General features: G+C 62.2%; 23 protein-coding genes. 8 read left to right on the plus strand and 15 right to left on the minus strand.

From position 1 onward, the window contains the following. Nucleotides 1–2: 2 nt before the first annotated feature. Nucleotides 3–179, plus strand: coding sequence for a 4Fe-4S binding protein (locus QZ650_RS09030; RefSeq protein WP_048104707.1), 177 nt, complete (start codon nucleotides 3–5; stop codon nucleotides 177–179). Further along, nucleotides 169–1,365 carry an NAD(P)/FAD-dependent oxidoreductase gene (locus tag QZ650_RS09035; protein ID WP_292520917.1) on the plus strand — a complete coding sequence of 399 codons (1,197 nt, stop codon included), beginning with the start codon at nucleotides 169–171 and terminating at the stop codon, nucleotides 1,363–1,365. The genes QZ650_RS09030 and QZ650_RS09035 overlap by 11 nt, the downstream gene beginning before the upstream one ends. On the opposite strand, the gene QZ650_RS09040 is transcribed toward QZ650_RS09035, so the two are convergent. Then, nucleotides 1,357–2,022, minus strand: coding sequence for a TrkA family potassium uptake protein (locus tag QZ650_RS09040; protein WP_292521107.1), 666 nt, complete (start codon nucleotides 2,020–2,022; stop codon nucleotides 1,357–1,359). The genes QZ650_RS09035 and QZ650_RS09040 overlap by 9 nt on opposite strands. Nucleotides 2,023–2,061: 39 nt before the next feature. Here QZ650_RS09040 and rnhB point away from each other — a divergent pair, with 39 nt between their 5' ends. Next, nucleotides 2,062–2,706, plus strand: a complete 645-nt coding sequence (gene rnhB / locus QZ650_RS09045) for a ribonuclease HII (protein WP_292520915.1) — start codon at nucleotides 2,062–2,064, stop codon at nucleotides 2,704–2,706. A gap of 40 nt (nucleotides 2,707–2,746) precedes the next feature. Beyond that, complete coding sequence (locus QZ650_RS09050; RefSeq protein ID WP_292520913.1) at nucleotides 2,747–4,078, plus strand: site-2 protease family protein; 1,332 nt, start codon at nucleotides 2,747–2,749, stop codon at nucleotides 4,076–4,078. 93 nt (nucleotides 4,079–4,171) lie between these two features. On the opposite strand, the gene QZ650_RS09055 is transcribed toward QZ650_RS09050, so the two are convergent. The 11 genes from QZ650_RS09055 to QZ650_RS09105 all read right to left on the minus strand — a co-directional run bounded on the left by QZ650_RS09055 (nucleotide 4,172) and on the right by QZ650_RS09105 (nucleotide 15,042). Continuing rightward, nucleotides 4,172–4,903 (minus strand): PaeR7I family type II restriction endonuclease, encoded by a 732-nt coding sequence (locus QZ650_RS09055; protein WP_292521105.1) that lies wholly within the window; start codon nucleotides 4,901–4,903, stop codon nucleotides 4,172–4,174. A 52-nt stretch (nucleotides 4,904–4,955) separates the two neighbouring features. Then, entirely contained in the window at nucleotides 4,956–5,972 is a 1,017-nt protein-coding gene (locus tag QZ650_RS09060) for a site-specific DNA-methyltransferase (RefSeq protein ID WP_292522492.1), read from the minus strand. Between the two features lie 623 nt (nucleotides 5,973–6,595). After that, nucleotides 6,596–7,681 (minus strand): SPFH domain-containing protein, encoded by a 1,086-nt coding sequence (locus QZ650_RS09065; protein ID WP_292520909.1) that lies wholly within the window; start codon nucleotides 7,679–7,681, stop codon nucleotides 6,596–6,598. Nucleotide 7,682: 1 nt separating this feature from the next. Further along, nucleotides 7,683–8,141 carry an NfeD family protein gene (locus QZ650_RS09070; RefSeq protein ID WP_292520907.1) on the minus strand — a complete coding sequence of 153 codons (459 nt, stop codon included), beginning with the start codon at nucleotides 8,139–8,141 and terminating at the stop codon, nucleotides 7,683–7,685. 47 nt (nucleotides 8,142–8,188) lie between these two features. Next, nucleotides 8,189–8,800: a hypothetical protein gene (locus QZ650_RS09075; RefSeq protein WP_292520905.1), complete on the minus strand. Its 612-nt coding sequence runs from the start codon at nucleotides 8,798–8,800 to the stop codon at nucleotides 8,189–8,191. 32 nt (nucleotides 8,801–8,832) lie between these two features. Beyond that, nucleotides 8,833–9,807: a phosphatase PAP2 family protein gene (locus tag QZ650_RS09080; RefSeq protein WP_292520903.1), complete on the minus strand. Its 975-nt coding sequence runs from the start codon at nucleotides 9,805–9,807 to the stop codon at nucleotides 8,833–8,835. Next, a complete protein-coding gene (locus tag QZ650_RS09085) occupies nucleotides 9,804–10,460 on the minus strand; it encodes a MarC family protein (protein ID WP_292520900.1) in 657 nt (218 codons plus the stop codon). Before QZ650_RS09085 ends, QZ650_RS09080 begins: the two co-directional genes overlap by 4 nt. 58 nt (nucleotides 10,461–10,518) lie before the next feature. After that, a complete protein-coding gene (locus QZ650_RS09090) occupies nucleotides 10,519–11,631 on the minus strand; it encodes a hypothetical protein (RefSeq protein ID WP_292522493.1) in 1,113 nt (370 codons plus the stop codon). Nucleotides 11,632–11,962: 331 nt separating this feature from the next. Continuing rightward, entirely contained in the window at nucleotides 11,963–13,156 is a 1,194-nt protein-coding gene (locus QZ650_RS09095; protein WP_292520896.1) for an ABC transporter permease, read from the minus strand. A 12-nt stretch (nucleotides 13,157–13,168) separates the two neighbouring features. Continuing rightward, nucleotides 13,169–14,368 (minus strand): ABC transporter permease, encoded by a 1,200-nt coding sequence (locus QZ650_RS09100; RefSeq protein WP_292520894.1) that lies wholly within the window; start codon nucleotides 14,366–14,368, stop codon nucleotides 13,169–13,171. Continuing rightward, nucleotides 14,368–15,042, minus strand: coding sequence for an ABC transporter ATP-binding protein (locus tag QZ650_RS09105; RefSeq protein ID WP_292520892.1), 675 nt, complete (start codon nucleotides 15,040–15,042; stop codon nucleotides 14,368–14,370). Before QZ650_RS09105 ends, QZ650_RS09100 begins: the two co-directional genes overlap by 1 nt. Nucleotides 15,043–15,225: 183 nt before the next feature. Here QZ650_RS09105 and QZ650_RS09110 point away from each other — a divergent pair, with 183 nt between their 5' ends. Next, the gene (locus QZ650_RS09110) at nucleotides 15,226–16,848 is read left to right on the plus strand and encodes a putative manganese-dependent inorganic diphosphatase (RefSeq protein WP_292520890.1); all 1,623 of its coding nucleotides are present in this window, start codon (nucleotides 15,226–15,228) and stop codon (nucleotides 16,846–16,848) included. 13 nt (nucleotides 16,849–16,861) lie between these two features. Here the strand turns inward: QZ650_RS09110 and QZ650_RS09115 are convergent, their stop codons facing one another. Further along, complete coding sequence (locus tag QZ650_RS09115) at nucleotides 16,862–18,187, minus strand: NAD(P)/FAD-dependent oxidoreductase (protein ID WP_292520888.1); 1,326 nt, start codon at nucleotides 18,185–18,187, stop codon at nucleotides 16,862–16,864. A gap of 6 nt (nucleotides 18,188–18,193) precedes the next feature. Then, on the minus strand, nucleotides 18,194–19,165 hold the full coding sequence (locus tag QZ650_RS09120) for a hypothetical protein (RefSeq protein WP_292520886.1): 972 nt from the start codon (nucleotides 19,163–19,165) through the stop codon (nucleotides 18,194–18,196). A 363-nt stretch (nucleotides 19,166–19,528) separates the two neighbouring features. Between QZ650_RS09120 and QZ650_RS09125 the strand changes: the two genes are divergently transcribed. Next, on the plus strand, nucleotides 19,529–20,275 hold the full coding sequence (locus QZ650_RS09125; protein ID WP_292520884.1) for a DUF128 domain-containing protein: 747 nt from the start codon (nucleotides 19,529–19,531) through the stop codon (nucleotides 20,273–20,275). Here the strand turns inward: QZ650_RS09125 and QZ650_RS09130 are convergent. Next, entirely contained in the window at nucleotides 20,269–21,060 is a 792-nt protein-coding gene (locus QZ650_RS09130) for a TrmB family transcriptional regulator (RefSeq protein WP_292520882.1), read from the minus strand. The two genes, QZ650_RS09125 and QZ650_RS09130, sit on opposite strands and share 7 nt — an antisense overlap. A gap of 64 nt (nucleotides 21,061–21,124) precedes the next feature. On the opposite strand from QZ650_RS09130, the gene QZ650_RS09135 reads away from it, so the two are divergent. Together QZ650_RS09135 and QZ650_RS09140 are read left to right on the plus strand one after the other, a co-directional pair. Next, nucleotides 21,125–22,408, plus strand: a complete 1,284-nt coding sequence (locus QZ650_RS09135; protein WP_292520880.1) for a CARDB domain-containing protein — start codon at nucleotides 21,125–21,127, stop codon at nucleotides 22,406–22,408. After that, nucleotides 22,408–23,130 carry a glucose-6-phosphate isomerase family protein gene (locus QZ650_RS09140; RefSeq protein ID WP_292520878.1) on the plus strand — a complete coding sequence of 241 codons (723 nt, stop codon included), beginning with the start codon at nucleotides 22,408–22,410 and terminating at the stop codon, nucleotides 23,128–23,130. Before QZ650_RS09135 ends, QZ650_RS09140 begins: the two co-directional genes overlap by 1 nt. Nucleotides 23,131–23,364 lie beyond the last annotated feature (234 nt).

Consider the following 23,364-nt stretch of genomic DNA (forward strand, 5'->3'; position numbering starts at 1 on the left):
CAATGCTCAGGATAAACCGAGACAAGTGCGGATACTGCGGCACCTGCGTCGCAGTCTGCCCCGAGGATGCGCTCGAACTGATCGACGCCTACCTCAGCCTCGAGCGGGAGTGCATCGCCTGCGGCATCTGCGCACGGGCATGCCCGCTCGGAGCACTGGAGGTCGTCCATGAAGAATAACTACGATATGCTCGTCATCGGGGGCGGCCCTGCCGGCGCGCTCGCGGCGAAGACCGCCGCCGAGGCAGGGAACTCGGTCTGCCTCATCGAGAAACGGCCCGCCATCGGCACACCCATCCGGTGCGCGGAGGGGATCGGCAAAGAACTCTTGAAGGAGTACATCAAGCCCGATCCACGCTGGATCTCCGCGGAGATCGAGCGAGCCCGGATCATCGCACCAAACGGCACCGCCATCAGCCTCGATCAGGACAGGGCAGGGAACGAGGTCGGCTACGTCCTCGACCGGAAGGTCTTCGACCGGGAACTTGTCTGGCAGGCGGCCGAGGCCGGAGCGGATATCATCGTCAAGACCCGGGCGACCGAGCCGATCATGGAGAACGGGGCCGTCCGGGGCGCGAAGGTGATCTCGGTCGGGACACCAGCAGAGATCCGGGCCGAGGTTGTCATCGCCGCAGACGGCACGGAGGCTCAGTTCGCCCGCCGGGCCGGGCTCGACACCACCGTCCCCCTCCGCGAGATGATGAGCTGCGCACAGTACGTGATGACCGACATCGACATTGACGCAGGTTCCACCGACTTCTACCTGGGCAACGAGATTGCACCCGAAGGCTACCTCTGGGTCTTCCCGAAGGGGGAGCGGACCGCAAACGTCGGGATCGGGATCACAGGCAGGAAGAGCCACGACGGGTCCCGGGCGAAGGACTACCTGGACCGGTTCGTCGCGAAGAACTTCCCCGGTGGAAAGACGATCGAGGCGATCGTGGGCGGCGTCCCGGTCTGCAGGCCGCTCACCTGCACGGTCGCCGACGGGCTGATAGTCGCCGGTGACGCAGCGAGGGTCGTCGACCCCATCACCGGCGGCGGGATCGGAAACGCCATGTACACGGGAAGGCTCGCCGGGCAGGTGGCCACAAGGTGCATCGAGGCGGGCAACTGCTCAAAGGAGGCGCTGATGCCCTACGATACGGAGTGGCGTGCGTCCCGGATGGGTAAGGGCATCGAGCGGAACTACAAGGTCAAGGAGTACTTTATCACCCTCGACGACACGAAACTCAATACTCTCGCGGACTCGATTGCAAACATCAGTTTCAAGGAGTTCTCGGTCGCGGCGCTCATCAAGGAGTTGATCGTACGGAATCCGCGGATGCTCCTCGAACTTAAAGCGCTTAAAGACGCTCTAGCCTGATCGCTTCAACTGCCTGGTGAGAGTCTTTATCGTCTCACCTTCCGCTTCCTTTTTTGTGAAGACCGTGATGACGTCCCCCGGTCGGATACGGACGGTGCCGCTCGGGATGATGAGGTCGCCCCCGGCACGCCGGATGGCAATGAAGACGAAGTCGCGGACCTCAAGGTCCCGGATCTCGCGGTCGACGATGGGAGCACCCTCCTCCGCGACGATCTCGAAGATGGTCCCGCCGGGGATCGAGGCAACCTGCTGGAGGTTCGGGCTCTTCGCCCAGTAGTAAAGCCGGGTCGCCACCAGTTCGTCGGGGTTCTCGCTGATCTTCACCCCGACCTCATTGAAGAGGTCGGAATGCTCTCTCTGGTTAACGATCGAGACGACGTTTCTGACGTTGTAGCGTTTGGCGAGCCAGCAGGTCATCAGGTTTACGGCATCATCGCTCGTGGTAGCCACCAGGGCGTCGGCCCGGTCGATCCCGGCGTCCTGCAGAACTGATTTGTCGGTTGCGTTCCCCGTGATGGCGAGGACATCGTAGTGCTCCAGAGCATCGCTCGCACGCGCCTCGTCCTGATCGATCACCACCACGGAGTCACCGGCATTCACGGCGATCGCAGTCAAATTCCGGCCGATTCCGCCCAGGCCGACGATGATGGTGTACATCCAGATTGATTCAATCGTCGCCATTAAAATACCTTGCGAATGAAACAGGAGAGTATGATCTGCGGGGTGGATGAAGCGGGAAAGGGCTCGGTCCTCGGCCCGATGGCGGTTGCCGCCGTCGGGTGCCGGGCAACCGAGGATCTTGAAGCCCTCCCCATCCGGGACTCGAAGGTCCTCCGACCAAAACAGCGTGAGGCCCTCTACGAGATCCTCCTCCGCGACTTCTCGATCGCGATCGTCATGATCGACGCCGCCGGCATCGACGATGCCCGGACCAGGATGAGTATGAACCAGTGCGTGGCCGAACTCCATGCCGAGGCGCTCATGGGGCTCCGGCCGGAATCGGCCTATGTGGACGCCTGCGACGTGAACGCGGAGCGCTACGGCCGAACGGTTGCAGGCTACCTGGACTATCCCTGCAACATCGTCGCCGAACACCGGGCGGACGCCCGTTACAAGATCGTCGGCGCAGCGAGCGTCGTCGCAAAGGTCACCCGTGACCGGGCAATCCGGGAACTCGAAGAACAGTTCGGGAAGGTCGGGAGCGGCTACCCCTCAGACCCGGTCACGATCGAGTTCCTCAGAGGCTACATCCGGGAGTATGGAAACCCGCCGCCCTGCGCCCGCAGGAGCTGGAAGACGGTGACGAACCTTTCCCAGACAACGATGCAGGATTTCTTATAGCCCGGAAGTATTTATGCTTCGTGCGCGCTAACCGTGAGTGATGAGCTGGCTCCAGATACTCCTCCTTCTCGTCGTGGCATACCTTCTGATTGCCTTCTATATCCGCGACCGGGGGCTGTTTCGCGATCACATCGTCTTCTTTGGCCCCATCATGGGGATCAAGACCGATCGGGTAGGGTTCTTTGACTGGTTCCAAAAGATCAGGACTCCGCTCCGGGCCTACGCGACGCTCGGAGTCATCATGGTCGTCGTGGTCTCGGCCTTCATGACGCTCGCCCTGGTCCTCGCGGTCTCCCAGTACCTGGTGCACACTCCCGAACCGACCGGGATCTACGACCCCCGAAACATCCTCGCCATACCCGGGGTCAATGAGGCAATACCGATCACCGCGGCCGTCATCATCGGCCTTCTGCTCACGATCGTCATCCACGAGTTCGGCCACGCGATCCTCGCCAGGGTCGAGGATATGCGGGTGCGGAGCATGGGTCTCCTCATCGCCGTCGTCCCGCTCGGGGCCTTTGTCGAACCTGAAGAGGAGGATGTCGAAGCGGCAAAGGGGATGCCGAAGATACGGATGTTCGGCGCCGGGATCACGAACAACATCGTCATCGGCCTCGCATGCTTTGCGGCGATGTTCCTCCTCGTGGGGATAGCGACGCCCCTCTCCACACCGCTCGTCCAGGGGATCTACCAGGACTACCCCGCGGCCGAGGCGGGCCTTCCCGGCTACTCGGTCATCACGAGCATAAACGGCGTTCCCGTGACGGACCAGGAAGAAGTATCGGCGATCATGGACGGGACGCGGCCGGGAGAGACGGTCACCCTGACGGCCGAAAAGGACGGGATTGAGAGCACCTACACCCTCACCCTCTCAGAGTGGCCGGAGGTGCTTGACGGCGACCGGGACTCCGGGTTCATGGGGGTCTACTACTACAGTGCACCCGCGGTGAAGGAGCACATCGGAAATGTTGCAGACCTCGGGCTGCTTGCGCCGCTCTATCTGACGATAGCCCCGATCGACGCCTTCATCCAGGGCAACACCCAGCAGCTCGCGATCCTGCTCACCGACACCCCCGAACAGATGGCCTGGGAGGAGCCGTTCCCCTTCTTCTGGGGCACGGTCCACCTCTTCTTCTGGACCGGGTGGTTCAACCTGCTGGTGGGGATGTTCAACGCCATCCCGATCGTCCCGCTCGACGGCGGCTACATGATGCGGGAAGGAGTGGAGCGGATCTTCGACCGGCTGGGCCTGTCGCGGTACGCGCAGCGGGTCGCCGCCTCGATCAGCGGCTTTGTGACGGTGATGCTGATCCTCCTCGTCACGATGCCGATGATCGTCGCGGCGCTGCGGTTCGTGATGACGATAGGATAACTCCACCTTTTTCGTTCAGAGAGGTGATTCGACCTCTCGCACGTTCCCTGCAGTCAGGGTTTCCGGAAGATGGGATTATGCTGGAAGATGGGATTATGCTAACTCATAGAAGTTGTTCAGATGCGAACACAGGGACCGCAGGAACCGGTACCCCGAGAGAGTCTCATCTGGTTCGGAATAATTCGGGGGCTGCATCTTATCCTCTTCCTTTGCAAGCAGGTAACAGACCTCCGAGTAGACTCTCTCTCGCACCAACTTCAGGCAGGTCTGGTGATAGCGTTCAATGTAGGAAGCATCCTTGAACTCAGGAAATACCTCAAAGTGCGGCTCGTTATTCCTCACGCTCTTACGCGACTTCTCGCAGTCTTCCAGCAGGAGCAGATACCCAAGCCAGGGCGACGGGGAGGTCCTGAATGCTCCCTCACGGTAGGCTGTCCAGAGGTCGTATGCGCTTCCTAAAACCTCTTCGGTCCGGTTGTTGATGTTGTTCCCGAACGATGGCCCTTTCTGGGACTTCAGTTCAAGGACGGCAACCAGTTCCTTCCTTTTGTCAGGGTAGTGCTTGATAATGATAAGGTCCCACTGCTTCTCCGCGCGGAAGTATCCCGGAAGATCAAGAGAACTCTTACGTGTGCAGATATCTCCCTCAGGAATCCCGATATCGACCAGCAGGTCTCGGATGAGCGAGAAAAACCGGTCCATGTGCTTTCCACCCGTCGCTTCCGAACGGAAGCCCTGGTCTCTTATACCCCGGCTATTCTGGTCTTCTGCCTGCGACGCCCTCTTATCCCAGAAATACCGCACTGCACACGAAAAAATAGTCATCACGGGAAATTTCCCGGAGAATTCTATCGTTAACCATTGATAGTACCTTCCATCAGAAGAGTCGGGACTGTTTCGCCTGATGAATGAACCGTTCAACCTCCATAAGGAAATATTTTTCTTCGACCTCAATGCTGATGCTGTTTCTGCCCCACCGCGCAGCAGCGAGGCCGGTCGTTCCCGTACCGCCGAAGGGGTCGAGGACGGTATCGCCCACAAACGAGAACATCCGCACAAGCCTCTCGGCCAGTTCCAGGGGGTAGGGTGCAGGGTGCTCCCGGGTCGATGCTCCTTTAAGGTCCCAGACCTGACGGAACCACGCCTTCTGATTCTCTTCCGATATGACCGAGAGCAACCGCGCCTCAAGCGTGGGCTTCCGATAACCGCCGGGTTTCCTCTGGAAGAGGATGTATTCTATATCGTTCTTGACGATTCCATTGGGTTCATAGGGTTTGCCCAGGAACGACCCCGGCGAATTCGCCTCGAAACAGGCGTTGGCGATCTTGTACCAGATGATCGGCGCCAGGTTGTCAAACCCGATCTTCCGGCAGTGCTCCTGAATGCTCGCGTGGAGAGGCATGACGACATGGCGCCCGGCCTCCCGCCGGGGCAGGCAAACGTCACCGACAACGACGACCAGCCGGCCCCCGGGGACGAGAACCCGGTAGATGTGTCTCCAGACCCTGTCAAGTTCCTCCAGGAAGGTCTCATAGTCCTCAATCTGTCCGAGTTGTTCGTCCTTCTCGGGGTATTTCTTCAGGGTCCAGTAGGGAGGCGATGTCACGACCAGATGAACGCTCTCATCGGGGAGAAACGCAAGATTACGGCTGTCTGCGTTTATGAAACGGTGATGTGTCGGCAGATTGCCGGATATGGCTTCGATCTCTTTCATCAGCGAGAGGTTCTTTGCTATCTTCGGGATGGCCCGCTGCCCATCGGTCCGGGCCATTTCAAGGATCTCGGCAGGCACGCAGTTCTCCAGTGGCTGATCCTGCTCGGTTTTGTTAATGAAGAACGATCTCTCGGGAACGACGGGGGCCGTTCCCGGCGGATGAAATGGTCTGGAACTCATGCTGCTGTTTTTATGATTGATATTCCTTCTTACATAACTGTACCAAAGAATTCCCTCTCACGGGTAATTCATTCCGGATCGAGCGCGCAGGTCGGCATCCGGATGCAGATATCCCGTTTAACCCACCTCTCCAACAGAAAGCCCCGGCCCGGCCATCACAGCGACAGCCGAAGAGGTGCGATTCTTGGACAGCCCCGCGCTCATCCGCGTGGGGCTTCCCGGTCCCACAGGAAGCGGGTCGGCAGGTTCGACGGTGTACTCCATGCTTATGCTGTCGTATCATCACGCTCCTGATATTAAGGTACGCTGTGCGGAGGGTGAAAGTGAACCCGGGCAAAAGCGACTCTGCTTCAAAAAAGGTCCAGAGTGTTGCCCTGGCATTCAGGCCTCTATCCGCTCAAATTCCGGGGACTCATGTGCGTTCCAGTTGCGATACCGGGCAACCGGCACCCACCGGTAGGCTTCACCGTCGGCCTTCACCAACCAGAACATGTGGTGCGCAGTCACCCAGTCGCGGGCACGATTCAACTGCACCGACCCGAATAGAGGCCGACCTCTCCTGTGGTCCTCCCAAGGACGAACCTGTCAAAAAAAAGTGGGGATATTGTCTCCCCGGACAAGACTTACTCTTCCTCTACCTGCCCGATCATGTCCCGCGACTTCTTCTGGATCTCCACTTCGACATCGGTATCGATGCTCTTTACCGCCTCTTCCGCGGCCCGGAGTTCCTCCCGGCCCGGAATCTCCCCGAGAATATCCTCCGGCGGCAGTTCTGCTCCTTCCGGGACCTCGGGAGCCTCGACCGTGGCGCCGAGATACTCGGCGGCCTGCTTGACGACGCTTGAGAGCTCGAACGGGAATATGATCTTCGTCGCCTGGCCCTCGGCCATCTTCTTTAAGGCATCGAGCGAGAGGACCGTGATCGCCCGCCGGTCCAGTGGCCGGGCGCCGACCGAGAGAATGCGCAGCCCCTGCGCCTCACCCTGCGCCTGGAGGATACGCGACATCCGCTCACCCTCGGCCCGCAGGATCTTGCTCTGCCGCTCGCCCTCGGCCTCCAGAATGATGCTCTGCCGGTTCCCCTCCGCTTTGAGGATCGCCGCGCGCTTCTCACCGTCCGCACGGAGGATCGCGGCACGCCGCTCACGTTCGGCCGCGGTCTGCTCGGTCATCGCCTGCTTGACCGCGCCCACCGGGTCGACCTCCTTGATCTCCACACGCTCGACCTTCACACCCCAGGCATCGGTCTCCCGGTCCAGGATATCCCGGAGACGGGCGTTGATGACGTCCCGGTTGTAGAGGACCTCATCGAGTTCCATGTCGCCGATGATCCCCCGAAGACTCGTCTGCGCCAGCGCCACCGTCGCCGACCGGTAGTTCATCACCTCAAAGTAGGCCTTCTCGGGGTCGATAACCCGGACATAGACGATCGCGTCGACGTTCGTCGGGGAGTTGTCCTTCGTGATAACCTCCTGCCGGGGGACGTCCATCACTTCTGTCCGGAGATCGAGTTTCTTGACCACCGTGATGAGCGGGACGACCCACCGGAATCCGGGGTTCATCCTCCCGATGTACTGCCCGAGACGAATCTGGAGCCCCTGTTCGTACGGCTGAACGATCACCACGCCACGGGCGAAGATGATGATGATGACGATGATAAGAAAGACCGTTATGAGACCGGTCCACGGAAATTCTCCTGTAAAAAGCATCTTATGTAACCTCCTTTACGACAACGTGCACTCCCTCGGAGTGGACGACGATAACCCTGCTCCCGACCGCAATCCTCCCTGACTCGGAACGGGCGCTCCATTCCGTGCTCCCGAGCCGCACCTTCCCCGCAAGCGTCTCCGGATCGACCGGTGCGACCACCGTCCCCTCCAGACCGACGAGTGAGTCGCGCGAGAGGGTCGTCGGCGGCCCCCGCCCCGGCGTGAGGCGGCCGTAGAGCCAGACAGTGACTGAAGCCGCAACGATTGCCGCGAGAACCCCGACGATGAGGCCAGCGGGGGAAGTGAGGATATCGACACCGAGAAGAAGGAGGACCCCGAGGATGATCAGGACCGTCGCAGGGACAGCGATGAAGAACCCGGGCTGGTAGACCTCCACCAGGAGCAGCACCGCCCCGAGCACGATCAGAATCCAGCCGAGAGTGATCCCCTCTGCAAGCATAGAGGATGAGTCTACTTTCGGTTATAAATGCCTGTTGAAGGACGTTTTCAGCCGAGATCCATCACCGGCGTGATCCGGGGCGGCACGGTCCGCTCGAATATGAGCGGGACGCCGCCGGGAGGAGTGATGCTGATCCGGAACGCTTCGCGGGGTTCGAGCGGCCATGAGGGGTAGAGGAGCAGGTCGAACCGCTCTCCGGGTTCAAGGAGGAGATCGTCGTCCGCCTGCCGGAACGGGATCGTGTGTCCGGTCCGGACGATCGTCCAGTTCCCGGGCCGGGTCGGCGTCTCCCGGGTCCATCCGAGCCGTTCAATCCGGCCGGGAGCGGCAACCTCGACCGTCGCCCGGGCCATATCGACGCTCCCCATGTCGCCGATGAACAGGCGGACGCTGCAGGTGACCGCCCCCATCCTTGACGGGTCCGGCTGGTCGCACGCAAGGTCGGCACCCCCGATGCTCCCGTTCGTGAGCGCGTAGCCGTGGACGTCGCCGTCAAGGACGAGACACCTCCCGGTCTCGTCGAGGGCCAGGAGAACGAGACCTGCTGGCTGCCCGGCAGGACCGGTCGCCGCGTGGAGCGCGAACGCGGCAAACAGGAGCACCACGACGCCGAGGATCGCCGCTTCAAGCACCGTGAGGCCGCCATCCGTCGAGACCATACAGAACTTTCGCCTGCAACGGGTATATACCCTTACGCTCCGCCCCGGAGCATGTTTGCGCGGGAAAAGACCAGGGGGGCGCCGAATGATACCCAGGAACCGGCAGCGGCCGCCCGGAGGTACTGGAGGACGTAGGCAGCCGGAACGGGGTCTTCCGGAACGAGGAGGCCGAGCCCGAACCAGATCGCCCCGGTCATCGTGATCCCAAAGGCGTAGCGGAGCAGGCGGACCGATCCCCTCTCGATGGCGCACATGCTTCCCCGGTGGCGCTCTGCTGCCGCACCGGCCGCAAACCCGAAGAAGAGCCCCGACGCCGTGACGGCATCCCGGAGGAAGAGCGGGTGGATCGGCTCTCCGGACCGCTCGAGCGCCCCTGCCGCCCAGGACGCGGGGACCTGCCACTCCCCGACGGCCGCGAGTGCGGCAAAGGAGCACAGGGCAAGGGCAAGGGAGCCGGCGAGCGCGGCGAGCACCTGCCCTGAGAGCGGGAGGGCGGCGACCCGGCGGCCCACCGGTCGCTCAAGGGCGAGGAACCCGAGGAGGATGGCAAGCCCGACCGCCCACCCCACGAGGACGTCGGCCGGGAAGTGAACCCCGAGAACGACCCGGGACAGACCGATAAGGAGGGCCATCACGATCGCAAAGATAGAGAACCACCAGCGCCGGGCGTCGACGGCGATCAGCCCCCAGAGCGTCGCTGCCCCCTCGGCATGCGCCGACGGCATCCCGAACGACGGGTGACTGTCAAGCGCCTGGACGTCCGGGCTCACCCAGTAGGGGCGGGGGAGGTGGAACGCAACCTTCAGGGCCTCGTTGAGCCCGCCCGATATTCCCATAAGGAGCCCGAGGCGGAGCCCAAGGCGTGGGTCCCAGCACCAGTAAAGGATCGGGATGACGAGGAGATAGAACTCAGGCTGCCCGAGAAACGAGAAGAACTGCATAGGGGCAGCGAGCCACGGCGCCCCGGCCTGGAGCGTCTGGATAAGGACGATCTGGATATCGGTCATGCAAGTCCGGTGAGGTCAAGGTTCACAAGCAGCTGGGGCATCGCTGCAGCGATTCCGTTGATCATGAACTGAATGGCTATAGCCAGTACGATGATCGCCATCAGTTTCGGGACGACCCGCAGCCCCCCTTCCCCGATGAGAGAGAAGATCCGGGGCCCGTAAAGCATCCCGATGTAGGAGATGCTGAGGGCTACGATTATCCCGAGCAGGACGGCGAGGAGGCCATAGATGCCCTCCGGCCCCGAGGCGAGCAGGATCACTGTCGTGATCGTCCCCGGGCCGCACGAGAGCGGGAAGGCCAGCGGGACAACGGCGACATTCTCCAGGTCCGCGGCCGAGTAGGTCTCGCCCTTTGTGCCGAGCATCCCGGTCGCCACGCTGACGAGCAGGATACCGCCGGCGATCTGGAACGCCGGGACGGTGATGCTGAAGATCGAGAAGATCAACTGCCCGGTGAGCGCGAAGAAGACGAGCACGATGAAGGCTATCTTCAGAGAGGTCTGGATGATCGCCTGGCGTTTGTTTCCGCCCATCCCCTCGGTGAGCGCCGTGTAGACGGCGACCGTGGAGGCCGGGTTCATAACCGCGACGATCGACGCGATAGCGACGAGCGAAAATCCCAGAAACTCAACGAGTTCGGTGATCAGATCCATTCCGTGTCACCACACCCGAGAATCATGAGAAGACATGCATCATGGGATCATACGAATCTTACGGTCTTCCGGCTGCGGCCGTTTCGGGAACACTGATCGCGGGGAACGCATCAAGGAGTTCCCGCGTCAGTTCGGCCCCGAGCGACGGCCGGACAGACTCGAGCCAGAGGAAGAAGCCGGCCATGTGGGGCGTCCGCCGGCTCTCGAACTTGAACCCACCCAGCCGGTTGGGGACCATCTTGAGGTATTCCTTCTTGTTGCGTGTCCGCAGATAGATGATCGGCCGGTACTCCGGGATGTTCACCGCGAGGACGACCTTTGAGAACTGCTTCTGGATCGCATCCGGATCGTAGGTCTTCCCCTTGATGCGGATGGGATACCGGGCATCGAGCATCCGGACGGCGGAAGGGTAAAGCCCGCCGAAGAGGACTTTCTTTACAATCGGCGGGATCTCGTCCGGGGTCCCGAGTTCCTCGATACCCTTCTTTGAGGTGGCGGCGGCGATGATGCTCTGCATCCGCTCGTCGTGCAGTTTCTTGTAGTCAAACGGCCGGCGCGGGGGGATATCGGCGATCGAGACCAGTTTCTCGTGCCGGATCCTGCGGGCCGGGCTTCGCTTCAGGTCACGGGGGCGGATCAGGGCTTTCAGGTCCTCGCAGGTAGGGGTGGTGAGGAGGACATTATCGGGCTCCCGGAGGAGGCGGCGGACGACGGCCGTCCGGGAGATGTCGACCGAGGAGATGAGGAGGAACGGCACGGTCGGCTGTCCGTAGAGGTAGCCGAAGAGCTGCTTTTTGTAGCGGATCTCCGCCTCGAACTCCTTTAAGTCGGCAGGGGAGGTGATGATCTCCCCAAACGTCAGCGCCCCGGTATGGTCGACGAGCATCAGATCGACCTCGGCGAGATCCTGGCCGTTTCCCCGGACCTTGATATCCCCGATATTCGAGTAGAAGAGTCCGTTCTGGCCGAGTTGAGCGCGCCGGACCTTCGCCGGGCCGTCAGCCCCACGGGCCACGACGGCGAGGATGAGGTCGGTCTGCAGCGAGAGGTCGAGGATCATCTCATAGACGATCGCCTCAAACCACCGCCCTTCGGCGGTCCGCATCTCGGGGATATCCTCGGAGAAGAGTTTTTTTCGATCCGCGGGGCGCAGGTGGCGTAGCGCTCTCATAATGATCGCCCGCGTTGGCTGAAGCGAGCTGAAATTCTTGTCGAGCCACGTAATCATCTGTAACATTCGTTCCACACAGCTTGGGTATTGTTATCGTATTGGGGGACCGGATGAGGGTCAGAGCACTTCCTGACAGAGAGCCTATCATCCTATGAGTGCTCATAGAGTTTCCGGTCTCCAGGACTATGAAATTACGCATGACGTCACCACCCGCACGAGGCTTCGTCACGCCGGCCTCACGCCGGACTCCGGGAGAGGGCGGTCCAACCAGGGCGGGAAAAAGAGGAGGGGGTCGGTGCCGCGGGGCGGGCTCCCGCCCCCGGTGATCCCCTCACTCGTAGCGGAGCGCCTCGATGGGGTTCAACTGCGCCGCCTTCCACGCAGGATAGAACCCGGCAACGATACTTGTCCCGATGCCGAAGGCCATCGCAAAGGCGACATACCCGATCACCACGGAGACGGGGATGCCGGCCTCTCCCGTGACGGCGAAGTCGGCGAAGAGATCTCCTACGGAGGCTGAGGCGTAGCAGGCGACCGCTGCACTGATGATGCCGCCGATGATGCTCCCTATGACCCCGAGGATCAGGCTCTCGTAGAGGAACATACGGAGAACCTCACGTTTCCGCGCCCCGATGCTCCGCATCAGCCCGATCTCCGCCGTCCGCTCCGTGACCGATATGATCATGACGTTTAGGATGCTCACGCTCGCGACGAGGAGCGATACCCCGCCGATACCGAGGAGGAAGATGTTCATGGCATCGAGGGTCTCGTAGTAGAGTTCCAGGATCTCGCGGGAGTCCAGGACGTCCACAACCTCTTTTCTACGGTTGATCTGCTGGTCGATGGCGGCCTTGACATCCTCGATTGCGGAGAGATCGCTGACCTTCACGACGACCCGGCTGTAGTCCCGCTCCCCGTGCCGCTCCGTATACCAGTCCTCCGTGACGATAACGGCGTAATCGGGATTGATATCGATGCCCATCCCCCGCTCCGCCGCGACCCCCACGACACGGACGCTCTCGCCCCCGACCTCGATGCGGCTCCCGGGGTGGAGGTTGAGTTCATCGGCAAGGAGCGAGCCCACCATCACCCCTGAAGACCTCCCCTGAGGGTAGAGGCCCGCCTCCCGCTCGAGCAGGAAGGGGATATCGGCCGCCGGCATGGCATATATCGTCGCGTAGCCGCTCGTATCCCGCACCCGCAGCCGATCCGATGCAAGGATCATGGGGACGGTGCGGTGCTGTCCGGCGGCCTTCTCTATCAGCGCCACGTTCTTCGTGGAGACGCTCGCCGCGAGGGTGTTTCGGGGATCGAACGGGTCGCCGCTCGATGCCGCGAGGTGGGGAGTGACGAGAATGGTGTCACTCACGTCCGAGACCATACCCCCGACAAGCGTCGAGAGACTGCTGCCCATGATCCCGAGGGAGGCGATCGCGACGACACCGATGATGATGCCGACCGTCGCGAGAAACGAACGGACTTTGTGCCGCCTGAGGTTACGCACCGAAAGATCGATGAAGAGCATGCCCCACCACCCCTATTTCTGCCTCATTGCATCGACCGGCACGAGGTGCGAAGCCTTCCACGCCGGGTAGAATCCGGCGGCGATACTGGTTGCGATGCCGAACACCATCCCGAAGATGATGAACCCGACCGCGCTCTGGTCGAAGACCGTGAAGTCCTCGCCGAAGGTCGTCCCGGCCGTGGCGACCTCGATCGCGGCGACGCTGATGAGGTAGCCGAAGGCGGTGCTCAGAAGACCGCCGAGGATGCTTCCGATGAGGCCGAGGATCGCGGCCTCGTAGAGGAACATCAGGAGGATCTCCCGGCGCAGCGCCCCGATGCTTCTCATGACGCCGATCTCGCGGATACGCTCGGTCACCGAGATGTACATGACGTTTAAGATGTTGACGGCGGCTATGACAAGGGCAATCCCGCCGATACCAAGGAGAAACAGCGTGATCTGATCATAGATCTCCTCATACTGCCCGAGCATCTCGCGCGAGTCGGATACGTCGACCACCTCCTCGCGCCGGTTGATCCGGCTCTCGATGGCTTCCTTTACAGTGTCGATCTCATCGACGTCGCCGACCCGGACGATGATCAGCGGGTAGGAGTCTTTTGTCCCGAAATGGCTCTCGTACCAGCCGTCGGAGACGACGATCGCGTAATCCGGGTTGATATCAAACCCTATCCCCCTCTCCGCAAGCACGCCGGCCACCCGGACGTCCTCGCCCCCGATCGCGATCCTTGAGCCGGGGTTTATGCCGTACTCCCGGGCCAGGTGGATCCCGACAAGCGCGCCCGCCTGGTTCTGCCGGAGGTGCTGCCCCTCCGCGAGGTCGAGCAGGAGAGGGATATCGTCCGGTGCAAGCCCGATGATCCCGGCATAACCGCTCTCGCCGCGGCCGAACTCGACCTCGTCCGCCCCCTGGAGCACCGAGATCGCCCGGTGCGGGTTTGCCGCCCGCTGGATCTCCTCGACCTCGCGGGCGGGGATGGCGGCGTCCACGGCCGTTCGCGGGTCTCCGGCGAACGTCCCGCCGATCGCAGTGTGCGGCGTGACTACGACGGTGTCACCGACGTCGGTGATGATGTTCGCGGCGAGGAGGTTGATGCTGTTGCCCATGACGCCCATCGAGGCGATGGCGACGACGCCGATGACGATCCCGATGATCGAGAGGCCTGAGCGCACCCAGTGCCGCCGCAGGTTCCTCATCGCGAACGAGAAGAACACTACGCCACCCTCCCGTCGACGATCCGGATCGTGCGGCGGGCATATGCGGCAACGCCGGGATCGTGGGTGACCATGACGATCGTCTTGCCCTCCCGGTTCTCGGTCGCAAGGATCTCCATGATCGCCATCCCGGTCTTCGTGTCCAGGTTCCCGGTCGGCTCGTCGCAGAGGAGGAGATCGGGATCGTTCACGAGCGCCCGGGCGATCGCGACTCGCTGCTGCTCGCCGCCAGAGAGTTCGCCCGGCTTGTGGGAGAAGAGAGCGTCGTCGAGGTGCATCATCCGGAGAACCTCAACGGCCCGTTGCCGGCTCTCCGTCCGCCCGGTCTTGAGAACGAGCGGAAACTCGACGTTCTCGACCGCCGAGAGCAGTGGAATGAGGTTGAACTGCTGGAAGATGAACCCGATATGGTCCCGCCGGAGCCGGGTGAGGTCGTCATCGCTCATCCCCGAGATCTCCTGCCCGGAGAGATAGATCTTCCCGCGGGTCGGGACGTCGAGGCAGCCCATCATGTTTAAGAGCGTCGACTTCCCGGAGCCCGAGGGTCCCATCACGGCGATGAACTCCCCGTGCTCCACGGTGAGGGAGACATGGTCGAGTGCCACAACGTCCCCTGCCGGGAGGGGATAGACCTTGCTGACGTCCACGAACCGGAGGAGGGGCTCGCCGTTCATCGCCGCCACCCTCGCAGAGACCGGGGGATGGCCTGGACCGGGGCCGGGCAATCGAGTACCACACAGGGAAATTGAGAGGAAGTCTACTTCAACGTTGCTCCCGGGCCCCGGCATAAAGCCTTTGACGGCAGAGGACGATACCTCTTGGAGATAACCTTCACCCCATCGGGGTTCCGAGGAGACATGGGACAGAACAAGATCTATATCATCGGCCACAAGCAGCCCGACACCGACAGCATCTGCAGCGTCATCGGCTACGCCGAACTCTTAAACCACACCGAACCAGGAAAGTACGTCCCCGCCCGGTGCGGGGAGGTGAGCCCGGAGACGAGGTTTGCGCTCGAGACGTTCAATGCCGAGGCGCCGGTCTACGTCGCAAGTGTCGAGCCCACGGTATCGGATATACCGCTCGATACCAGGAGCGTCCGACAGGACGTCCCGACGGTCGACGTCGCTGCCCTGATGGACACCTACGATATGCGAAATATGCCGATCACGGACGGGAACGAGACCCTGGTCGGCCTTGTCAGCGAGTACGGCCTCGCCCGGGCCTACGTCCGGAAGAACCCCCGGGAGCAGCTCTCGCTTATCCCGATGCCGCTTGAGACCCTCGCACGCATTCTCGATGCCCGCACAGTTGTCTCGGCGCGTGAGACGCTCGGAGAAGGCCGGGTCTACACCGTCATCGACGCCCTGCACGTCACCCTCTCCCGGATGACGCCGGACGACATCGCGATCGTCGGGGACAACGAACCCGCCCAGCTCGCCCTGATATCGGCAGGAGTTGCCGCACTCATCATCGCCGAAGGGGCGCCGGTGGGCGAACGGGTGATCGCCGCCGCCCGGGCGAGAGGAGCCTCGGTGCTCTCGACGACCCTCGATGCATTCAGTGTCGGCAAGATGATCAGCCTCTCTCTCCCCGCGAGCATGATCATGGAGACCGATGTCCCCACGGTGCGGATGGAAGACTCGCTTGAGTACGCAAAGAGCATCGTCTCGAACTCCAAATTCAGGACTGCATGCGTCATCGGGGAAGGACGGCAGCACATCGGGCTCATATCCCGGACGACTCTGATGCAGGACGTCCAGAAATCGGTGATCCTCCTCGACCACAACGAGTACTCCCAGGCCGTGGACGGGATCGAGCAGGCAGATATCCTCGAGATCATCGACCACCACCGTCTCGGGGCGATCTCCACCCTAAAACCGGTGAGGTTCCTCAACGACCCCGTGGGATCGACATCGACGATCGTCGCGAACAAGTTCATCGAGGCATGCGTGGAACCCACCCCGTCGACCGCCGGGCTCCTTCTTTCCGGAGTCCTCTCGGACACGATGGTGATGAAACTCTCGACGACCACGCCCGCGGATATCCGGGCAGCGGACTACCTCGCGGGGATTGCCGGGGTCGACCCGGCCGAGTTCGGGCCGGAACTGATCCGGAAGGGTATGGACCTTGATGCCCTCCCCAAAGAAGAACTTCTCACCCGGGACATGAAGCGCTACAACCTCTTCGGGCGGAGCATCATGGTCTCGCAGGTGATGGCGTCGTCGTTTGCGTTCGCCGAGACCCATGCCGACGAGATCCGGATCGAACTCGAGCGCCTGCGGACGACGATGGGTGTCGACTGCTTCTTCGCCCTCTTCACGAACGTCTTCGCGAACGCGAGCGACCTCTTTGCCGCCGGGGACGAGGCCTGCATCACCAAACTGGATCTCCGGGACCAGCCGGTCCGGCTCGAGGGCGTCATGTCCCGGAAAAAAGATTTTATCCCGAAGTTCGGGCAGATGTTCCGGCAGCTCTAACCGCCGGAACGGATCACTCCTCTCTCTTCTTGAGCATCCCGGAAGCGTAGCGGGCGAGAGCGTAGACACCATCGGTCGAGGGATGGACCTCGACGATATCGTCGAAGTCGTCGACGGTTATCCCCCGCTTCATGAGGTAGCCGAGATAAGAGAGGAGGATGGACGCTCCGGGGACACCGGCGGCGGCCCCGATGAGCCGACCGGTCCCGGGGTCGACCCTGACCTGCGCAAGCCCCGCCCAGCCCCTGGCCACGTCCCAGAACGAGCCGGGGCCTGCGGGAGCGGGGGCCGAGAGGGTGACGCCCCCGTCATCGGCTTCGGCCGTGGCGAACGCGTAGTCGTACCGGAGGCTCATCGCCTGCGGGATCCCGGTATAGTCCATGACGGTGGGACGGCCGAGGATGTTCTCGGCTGCCACCACGCCCTCCCGCCGGGCTGCGGGGGTGAGGTAGGGCGGGCCGGTGACGTCACCGGCGGCGTAGACGCCCCCGGCACTCGTGCGCATGCACGAATCAACGATGACGGCACCGTCCGGGCCTTTCTTGAGCCCCTGGAGCGACTCCGACCGGGGAACGAGCCCGGTGGCAAGCAGGACGGCATCGGCCTCAATCTCCTCCCCGCCTGCGAGGAGGACCGAGCGGACTCTCGTGCTGCCCTCGATACTCGCAATAGCGGTCTCTTCACGGATGCCGACCCCGGCAAGGTCGCGCAGCGCCGCGGAGCGCAGCTTCGGATCGAGGCTTCCGAGCAGCCCGTGCCGGGCGACGATCTCGACCTCCGACCCGAATGCCCGGAATATGTGGGCGAACTCTGCCGCCACCACCCCGCCGCCGACGACAACCATGCGCCGGGGGAGGTCGGGCATCGCAGGGAGCGTCCGGTAGGTGTAGACGCCCGGACGATCGGTGCCGGGGATCTCGGGGATTGCCGCCCGCGACCCGGTGGCCGCGAGGACCGCGTCTGCCCGGACCTCCTCATCGTCGATGAAGACACGGCTGCCCTCCAGCCGGCCTTCGGCACCGTAGACGACCTCTACCCCTGCCTGGCGGGTCTCGGCGTCGAGGACCGAGGAGAGTTTCTCCTGGATCTCGCGGACCCTTCTCTGTATCGCCGGGTAGGAGACAGCCGGGACCGAGTCAAGGATCCCGAGATCCTTCTGGGTCCGGGCGTACTCGAGAAGCCGGGCGATATCATTTAAGGCGCAGACGGTCATGCAGCGCTCGTGGAGGCACTGCCCCCCGATCTTGCGCTGCTCGATGAGCTGAACCTCGGCCCCCGCCTGTGCGAGGTGTATCGCCCCGAGCCTGCCCGCGGGTCCGCCGCCGATGACGATGATCATGGTTCCCTACAGAAGTTCGACGCCCTCGTCCATCGGCATCGAGAGGACCTCGCCGGTGAACGCATTGACCTCAACAATCTTGCTCCCTCCGCGCACCTGCCAGACCGGGACGTAGACAACCTCAAGGTCGACCTGGATGTTGTTCCGGTCGGGTTTGAGAGTCTTCTCCTCGTAGAAGATGGCGTCGCCCTTCTCGTATCGGAACCGCACCCGCTGGGTGAGCCGGTCAATGACGTCCCGGACAAGCTGCTCCTCGACGTCCTCCCGCACGAGCCGGGCGGGCACGATCTCGGAGCCGAACGGGACCGCCCCGCGCTTGATGGTGTCCGGGTCAATCTCCATCTTCAGGCCGTTGATAGCGTTGATGGCCCCGGTTCCTTCGGAATCAAAGGAGACCAGCCGGTCTTTTACCTCCCGCTCGCCGCTGCTCACGTAGTGATAGTTCCAGTAGGGGATGAACCGGCACTTCGCAGACCCGTGCAGCCCGGCGATGCCGGAGGCGCGTTTCTCGGTGACCTGGACGGGGAGGTGGGGCAACTCCGGTCCCGCTTCCAGTTCCTCCTCCACCACGGGGACGAAGTCTGCCGCCGGCTTGCTCCGGGTCACCGGGGCAGGGCAGCCGAAGTCCAGGACCAGGGTCTGCCCGAGCACCTCCGCAAGGGCAGCCTGGCCCGCATACCGGACGAACTCGTCCGCACCCCACCGGATACAGTCCTCCGTCTGTACCCCCGGAGCGAGGGTGAACAGCAGTTTCCGGCAGACCGGGTCACCGTCGCCGGTGCGCAGTTGATAGGTCATCGAATCAAAATACTCGATCGTCTCCGGGTCGTCGGAGCAGAGCACCACCAGGGCATCTTCGCTCCCGATTGCCGAGAAGTCCAGTTCCAGCGGTTCGCCGACCTCATTGATATCGTAGGAGGCCGCCATAAAGATCCGCTTCAGCACGTTCCGGGCTTTCTCCCGGGTCCCACTCTCCATTCACCGTACAATATCACAGGCAGGTAGAACAACTTTTCCCTTTCAAAATCAGGGGTGAAGAGGGGCGGACAGCCCCTGTGCCCGGAGGGGGTTTGAGATCGACCCAACGGCTCGTTGGACGAGCTCGCGTTTGGTTTTGCCCTTAAAGAGGCGGCTAAGGGGCTCTAATGCGTTATCATCCGATCCATGGTGAGATAACCTGCGCTCTTCCCGATGCTCAGACTCCTCCAGTTTTCATCGATGCACCGTACGCGCCGGCCGGCTAATTTATCGGAAGCACTCTCCCACCCGAAGAGTGCAGTCTCGCATCTCGAACGCTTCCTGAGGTAACTCTTTTTCCCCTGCCGCACAAGAGATCTGATAATGCATGTCCCCCTGAAGTTTACCAACCACCGCATCGAGGAGTACGCGCTCAGGGTGACCTATCGTCCGGAGGAGGATGCCGGGAAGATCATCTACAACCTCTCGCTCATCGAGAGCCACGACCTCGAGTTCGCGCTCGCCATCGTGAAAGAGGCCCACAAGACCGGTATCACCATCAGCGACCGCATCCGGATCGCCGGACCGGGAGAGCAGATCGGCGGCTACACCGTGCCGGAAGGCCGGCACGCCATCTGCACGATGTGCAGCATCACGCTCGATGCCCTCCTCCTCCAGCGCGGCATCCCGGCGAGCCCGATCGGTGGCGGGATCGTCGAGGTCGATGGGAGGGTCGCCCGGCGGTTCACGAGCATGATCCTCTACCGCGACACCACGCTCGATCCCCTGGAAGTCCTGATCTCCCAGGAAACCACATCAATTCTCGACGTCATGCGTCACGGGAACGGCAACATACTCGCGAACATCCGCGAGTGCCACATGGAGGCCGAGCAACTCATGGGAACGGTGCTTGACGAACTTGCGGCCATCGGGTTCTCGGGTATTCTCGACGTCGGCGCCCCGAACGTCCCGCTGCTCGGTGTCCCGGTAAGCCCGCAGTATGTAGGCGTGGCAATCGTCGGTGGCACAAACGCGATGGCAGCCGTCAGGGAGGCAGGGCGACCGGTCGTGACCCGGGCGCTCAAAGGGCTGATCGATATCCAGGAGATGGGCTACCTGGACGATTACTGACCCGTAGCCCTCGCCCACTCCCTGACGCTGGTGATGTGCCGCCGCACAAACTGGACAAGTCCTGCAGACTCCGAGTAGAGGGCCGAGGGCTGCTCGCCGTTCAACCCCGTCCAGAGCAGCGCCCGCGCATCGTCGACCAGGAAGACACCGGAGCTCTGGTACGGCAGCGGGTTCCCGGGCGTGGAACAGGTCTCGCGCAGCGTGGTAAGGGGAAGGAGATGGACACTGAACCGGGATGGCGGCTCGCCCTCCCAGCACTCGGTAACGATATCGATCCGCACGGTGTCGGGAACAGGTTCGAGCAGCGTGAGTACGCTCCCCCGGAGGAGATCCCACGTCACCAGCATCTCCACGCTCAGTTCAGCGCTCCGAAACATCTCTGTAAGGCGGGTTTTGATATTCTCCTCCCCGTAGATGGTCCAGATCAGTTCCCGGTTGCCCCGGCCCTCCGGACCTTTCTCCCGGTAGATCGCGTCAAGAGCAGTCCGGGCGTTCTCCGCATCGGTCTCGATCCGGCGCATCAGGTTTCGGACCCCACGGTCGGGGGGGACCGCGTCAAACCGTTTGGGCGTCGTGTGGGAGACGCTGACAAGTTCCTTGCGGACGAGCCGATCAAGAACCGGGTAGACGGATGCGCGCGGAACCCCGGAAGTCTCATGGATCTCCGTCGCGGTCGCCCCCGCCACCCGGAGGAGGGCGATATACACGAGGGCCTCATACTTCGTAAGTCCCAGTGATCGGAGAGATTCGATGAGGTCATTTGGAATATCACGGGGAGCGGTCATGCCATCATGTATATATACCCTCCAGGGATAAATGTTGTTGCTACTATAACAACAAGGTGACGAGATGCGTTGGCAATACGTACCGATAATGCTCCTCCTGCTGGCACTCCTGGCTGTGCCGGTGTCGGCGCAAGGAGTCAAGTACCTCTATGGAAACCCGGACCTGTCGGCGACGATCGCCGGCACCAATGAGTTTGCACCAGGTGCTGAGACTGCCCTGACAGTGAACATAGCCAATAGCGGCCTGAATACCCACAAGATCGTCGGCTCGACGCTCATCACCCCCGACGATCAGCCGAACACTGCAAAACTGGCCACTGCAGCACTCAAGAGCGGAGATGCGCCGTTCACCGTCAAGACGGACCCCCAGTTCTTGAGCGACATCATGGGTGGCGCCGCCGCGACCGCCACGTTCAACGTGAAGGTGGCGGATTCTGCAGAGCCGGGCACCTACGTGCTGCCGCTTGAGGTGACCTACACCTACCTGCGGGATGCCGAAGAGTATGGGAGCGATCTTCTTCGCTACAATTACCAGAAGAAGACAGAGACCCTGCCTCTTGAGGTCCGGGTGACACCCGATCTCCAGGTCGAGGTTCTTGATGTCCGCTCCGAGTCGCTGAACGTCGGGACGGAAGGCTACGTCCACCTGACCCTGAAGAACATCGGACACGACGTGGCAAATAACGCCATCGCTAAGGTTGTGAGGAACGGCGAAAGCCCGCTCATACCCACCGACGGCAACGCCTACATCGGAACGTTTGAGCCGGGAGAGACGGTGGACGTGAAGTTCAAGGTCTCGGTTGCCAACAGCGCCGAACCCCAGTCATACCCGCTGGATATCACGGTCGCCTACGAAGACTACGAAGGGAAGGCCGTGACCTCCCGGCCGGCGACGATCGGACTTCCCGTCGGCGGCAAGATCGCCTTTGAGGTCGTCTCACCGATGTCGAGACTCAGCCCGGGCAGCCAGAGCATCCTTGAGGTCGTGTACAAGAATACCGGGGCCGCGACGGTCTACAACGCCCAGGCCCGGATCAGCGCCGTCAACCCCTTCACCAGCAGCGACGACACCGCCTTCCTCGGCGACCTTGCCCCCGGCGAGACCGCGACGGCACGGTTCGAGGTGAACGTCGACGGCGACGCCACCGAGAAGGAATACGGGATCGACTCCGAGATCCGCTACCGTGACGATCTCGACAACAGCAAGATATCAGACACCATGAAGGTGACAGTCGCGCTCGAGCCAAGACAGGGGAGTATCTTTACGAATCCGGTCTTCCTCGTTGTTATTGCGGCTGTCGTAATCGGAGCAGGGTATTATATATTCGTGTACCGTAAGAAAAGGTAATGAACGGGTACTGGGAAGGGCCTAAACCGGAGCCGCAGGCAAGGACGATCGAGGAGATGCAAGAGGTTCTTGCAGATCCCGGCTGCACTTCCGAACAGCCCCTCTATTTTATGTACCGGGACCTCGCCCGGAATGAGAGCGACCGGGAATGGCTCCGGCAGCACCACGTCCGTTACGACATCACCGTCATTCCTGCCCGGACCCTCTGCGGGGAGTACGTCAAGACAAAAGGGCACTACCACACCGAGAACCCTGCGGGGGAACTCTACCCGGAGATCTACGAGGTGCTCGAGGGGACGGGGCACTACCTCCTCCAGACCCGGAATGCCGACGACGTGGTGATGATCGAGGGCACCGCCGGTGATAAGATCCTGATCCCGCCGGGGTACGGCCACGTGACCATCAACCCCGGGAGGGAGGACCTCGTGATGGCGAACCTCGTCTCGTCGGAGTTCTCAAGCAACTACGGCCCCTACGCGGACCTGAGAGGAGCCGCCTACTACGAGATGGAGGGCGGGGCGCTGGTGAAGAACCCCCACTATCCCGGCGCCCCGCCGGTGCGCTACTGCAACCCGGTGGAGGTCCCGGAACTCGGGATCGAGAAAGAAGTCGGGCTCTACGATCTCATCGGGCGGCCCCGGTCGGTTGCGTTCCTGAACCACCCCGAGCAGTTCATGGAGATCTTCGCCGACGTGACCGGCGGATGCCTGGTCATGCGGTAGAGAGGCATCTCTGGCAGTGGCCGGATACCGCTCAATCTCTACAACACCCGTTTTTTCCCTCAACGAACACCATCTACGGATTTGCACCGGATATCGCCACGCACTGCCCGCCCCCGGGAAGGGGGCGGGAGGAGCGCGAAGCGCGGGCGGTGGGGGTTACAGGCATATCGTACTCAATGGAGGAGGGAGAGGGCATGCCCCCTCGGACCTCCGGTGTTCCAGCTCCTGACTCAA

Source organism: Methanoculleus sp., from assembly GCF_020696975.1.
Taxonomy (GTDB): Archaea; Halobacteriota; Methanomicrobia; order Methanomicrobiales; family Methanoculleaceae; genus Methanoculleus.

Bases quoted from the DNA above. Each gene is read 5' to 3' on its own strand.
- QZ650_RS09030 (WP_048104707.1), top strand. From the start codon at position 3: ATGCTCAGGATAAACCGAGACAAGTGCGGATACTGCGGCACCTGCGTC.
- QZ650_RS09035 (WP_292520917.1), top strand. From the start codon at position 169: ATGAAGAATAACTACGATATGCTCGTCATCGGGGGCGGCCCTGCCGGC.
- QZ650_RS09040 (WP_292521107.1), bottom strand. From the start codon at position 2,022: ATGTACACCATCATCGTCGGCCTGGGCGGAATCGGCCGGAATTTGACT.
- rnhB (WP_292520915.1), top strand. From the start codon at position 2,062: ATGAAACAGGAGAGTATGATCTGCGGGGTGGATGAAGCGGGAAAGGGC.
- QZ650_RS09050 (WP_292520913.1), top strand. From the start codon at position 2,747: ATGAGCTGGCTCCAGATACTCCTCCTTCTCGTCGTGGCATACCTTCTG.
- QZ650_RS09055 (WP_292521105.1), bottom strand. From the start codon at position 4,903: ATGACTATTTTTTCGTGTGCAGTGCGGTATTTCTGGGATAAGAGGGCG.
- QZ650_RS09060 (WP_292522492.1), bottom strand. From the start codon at position 5,972: ATGAGTTCCAGACCATTTCATCCGCCGGGAACGGCCCCCGTCGTTCCC.
- QZ650_RS09065 (WP_292520909.1), bottom strand. From the start codon at position 7,681: ATGCTTTTTACAGGAGAATTTCCGTGGACCGGTCTCATAACGGTCTTT.
- QZ650_RS09070 (WP_292520907.1), bottom strand. From the start codon at position 8,141: ATGCTTGCAGAGGGGATCACTCTCGGCTGGATTCTGATCGTGCTCGGG.
- QZ650_RS09075 (WP_292520905.1), bottom strand. From the start codon at position 8,800: ATGGTCTCGACGGATGGCGGCCTCACGGTGCTTGAAGCGGCGATCCTC.
- QZ650_RS09080 (WP_292520903.1), bottom strand. From the start codon at position 9,807: ATGACCGATATCCAGATCGTCCTTATCCAGACGCTCCAGGCCGGGGCG.
- QZ650_RS09085 (WP_292520900.1), bottom strand. From the start codon at position 10,460: ATGGATCTGATCACCGAACTCGTTGAGTTTCTGGGATTTTCGCTCGTC.
- QZ650_RS09090 (WP_292522493.1), bottom strand. From the start codon at position 11,631: ATGAGAGCGCTACGCCACCTGCGCCCCGCGGATCGAAAAAAACTCTTC.
- QZ650_RS09095 (WP_292520896.1), bottom strand. From the start codon at position 13,156: ATGCTCTTCATCGATCTTTCGGTGCGTAACCTCAGGCGGCACAAAGTC.
- QZ650_RS09105 (WP_292520892.1), bottom strand. From the start codon at position 15,042: ATGAACGGCGAGCCCCTCCTCCGGTTCGTGGACGTCAGCAAGGTCTAT.
- QZ650_RS09110 (WP_292520890.1), top strand. From the start codon at position 15,226: ATGGGACAGAACAAGATCTATATCATCGGCCACAAGCAGCCCGACACC.
- QZ650_RS09115 (WP_292520888.1), bottom strand. From the start codon at position 18,187: ATGATCATCGTCATCGGCGGCGGACCCGCGGGCAGGCTCGGGGCGATA.
- QZ650_RS09120 (WP_292520886.1), bottom strand. From the start codon at position 19,165: ATGGAGAGTGGGACCCGGGAGAAAGCCCGGAACGTGCTGAAGCGGATC.
- QZ650_RS09125 (WP_292520884.1), top strand. From the start codon at position 19,529: ATGCATGTCCCCCTGAAGTTTACCAACCACCGCATCGAGGAGTACGCG.
- QZ650_RS09130 (WP_292520882.1), bottom strand. From the start codon at position 21,060: ATGACCGCTCCCCGTGATATTCCAAATGACCTCATCGAATCTCTCCGA.
- QZ650_RS09135 (WP_292520880.1), top strand. From the start codon at position 21,125: ATGCGTTGGCAATACGTACCGATAATGCTCCTCCTGCTGGCACTCCTG.
- QZ650_RS09140 (WP_292520878.1), top strand. From the start codon at position 22,408: ATGAACGGGTACTGGGAAGGGCCTAAACCGGAGCCGCAGGCAAGGACG.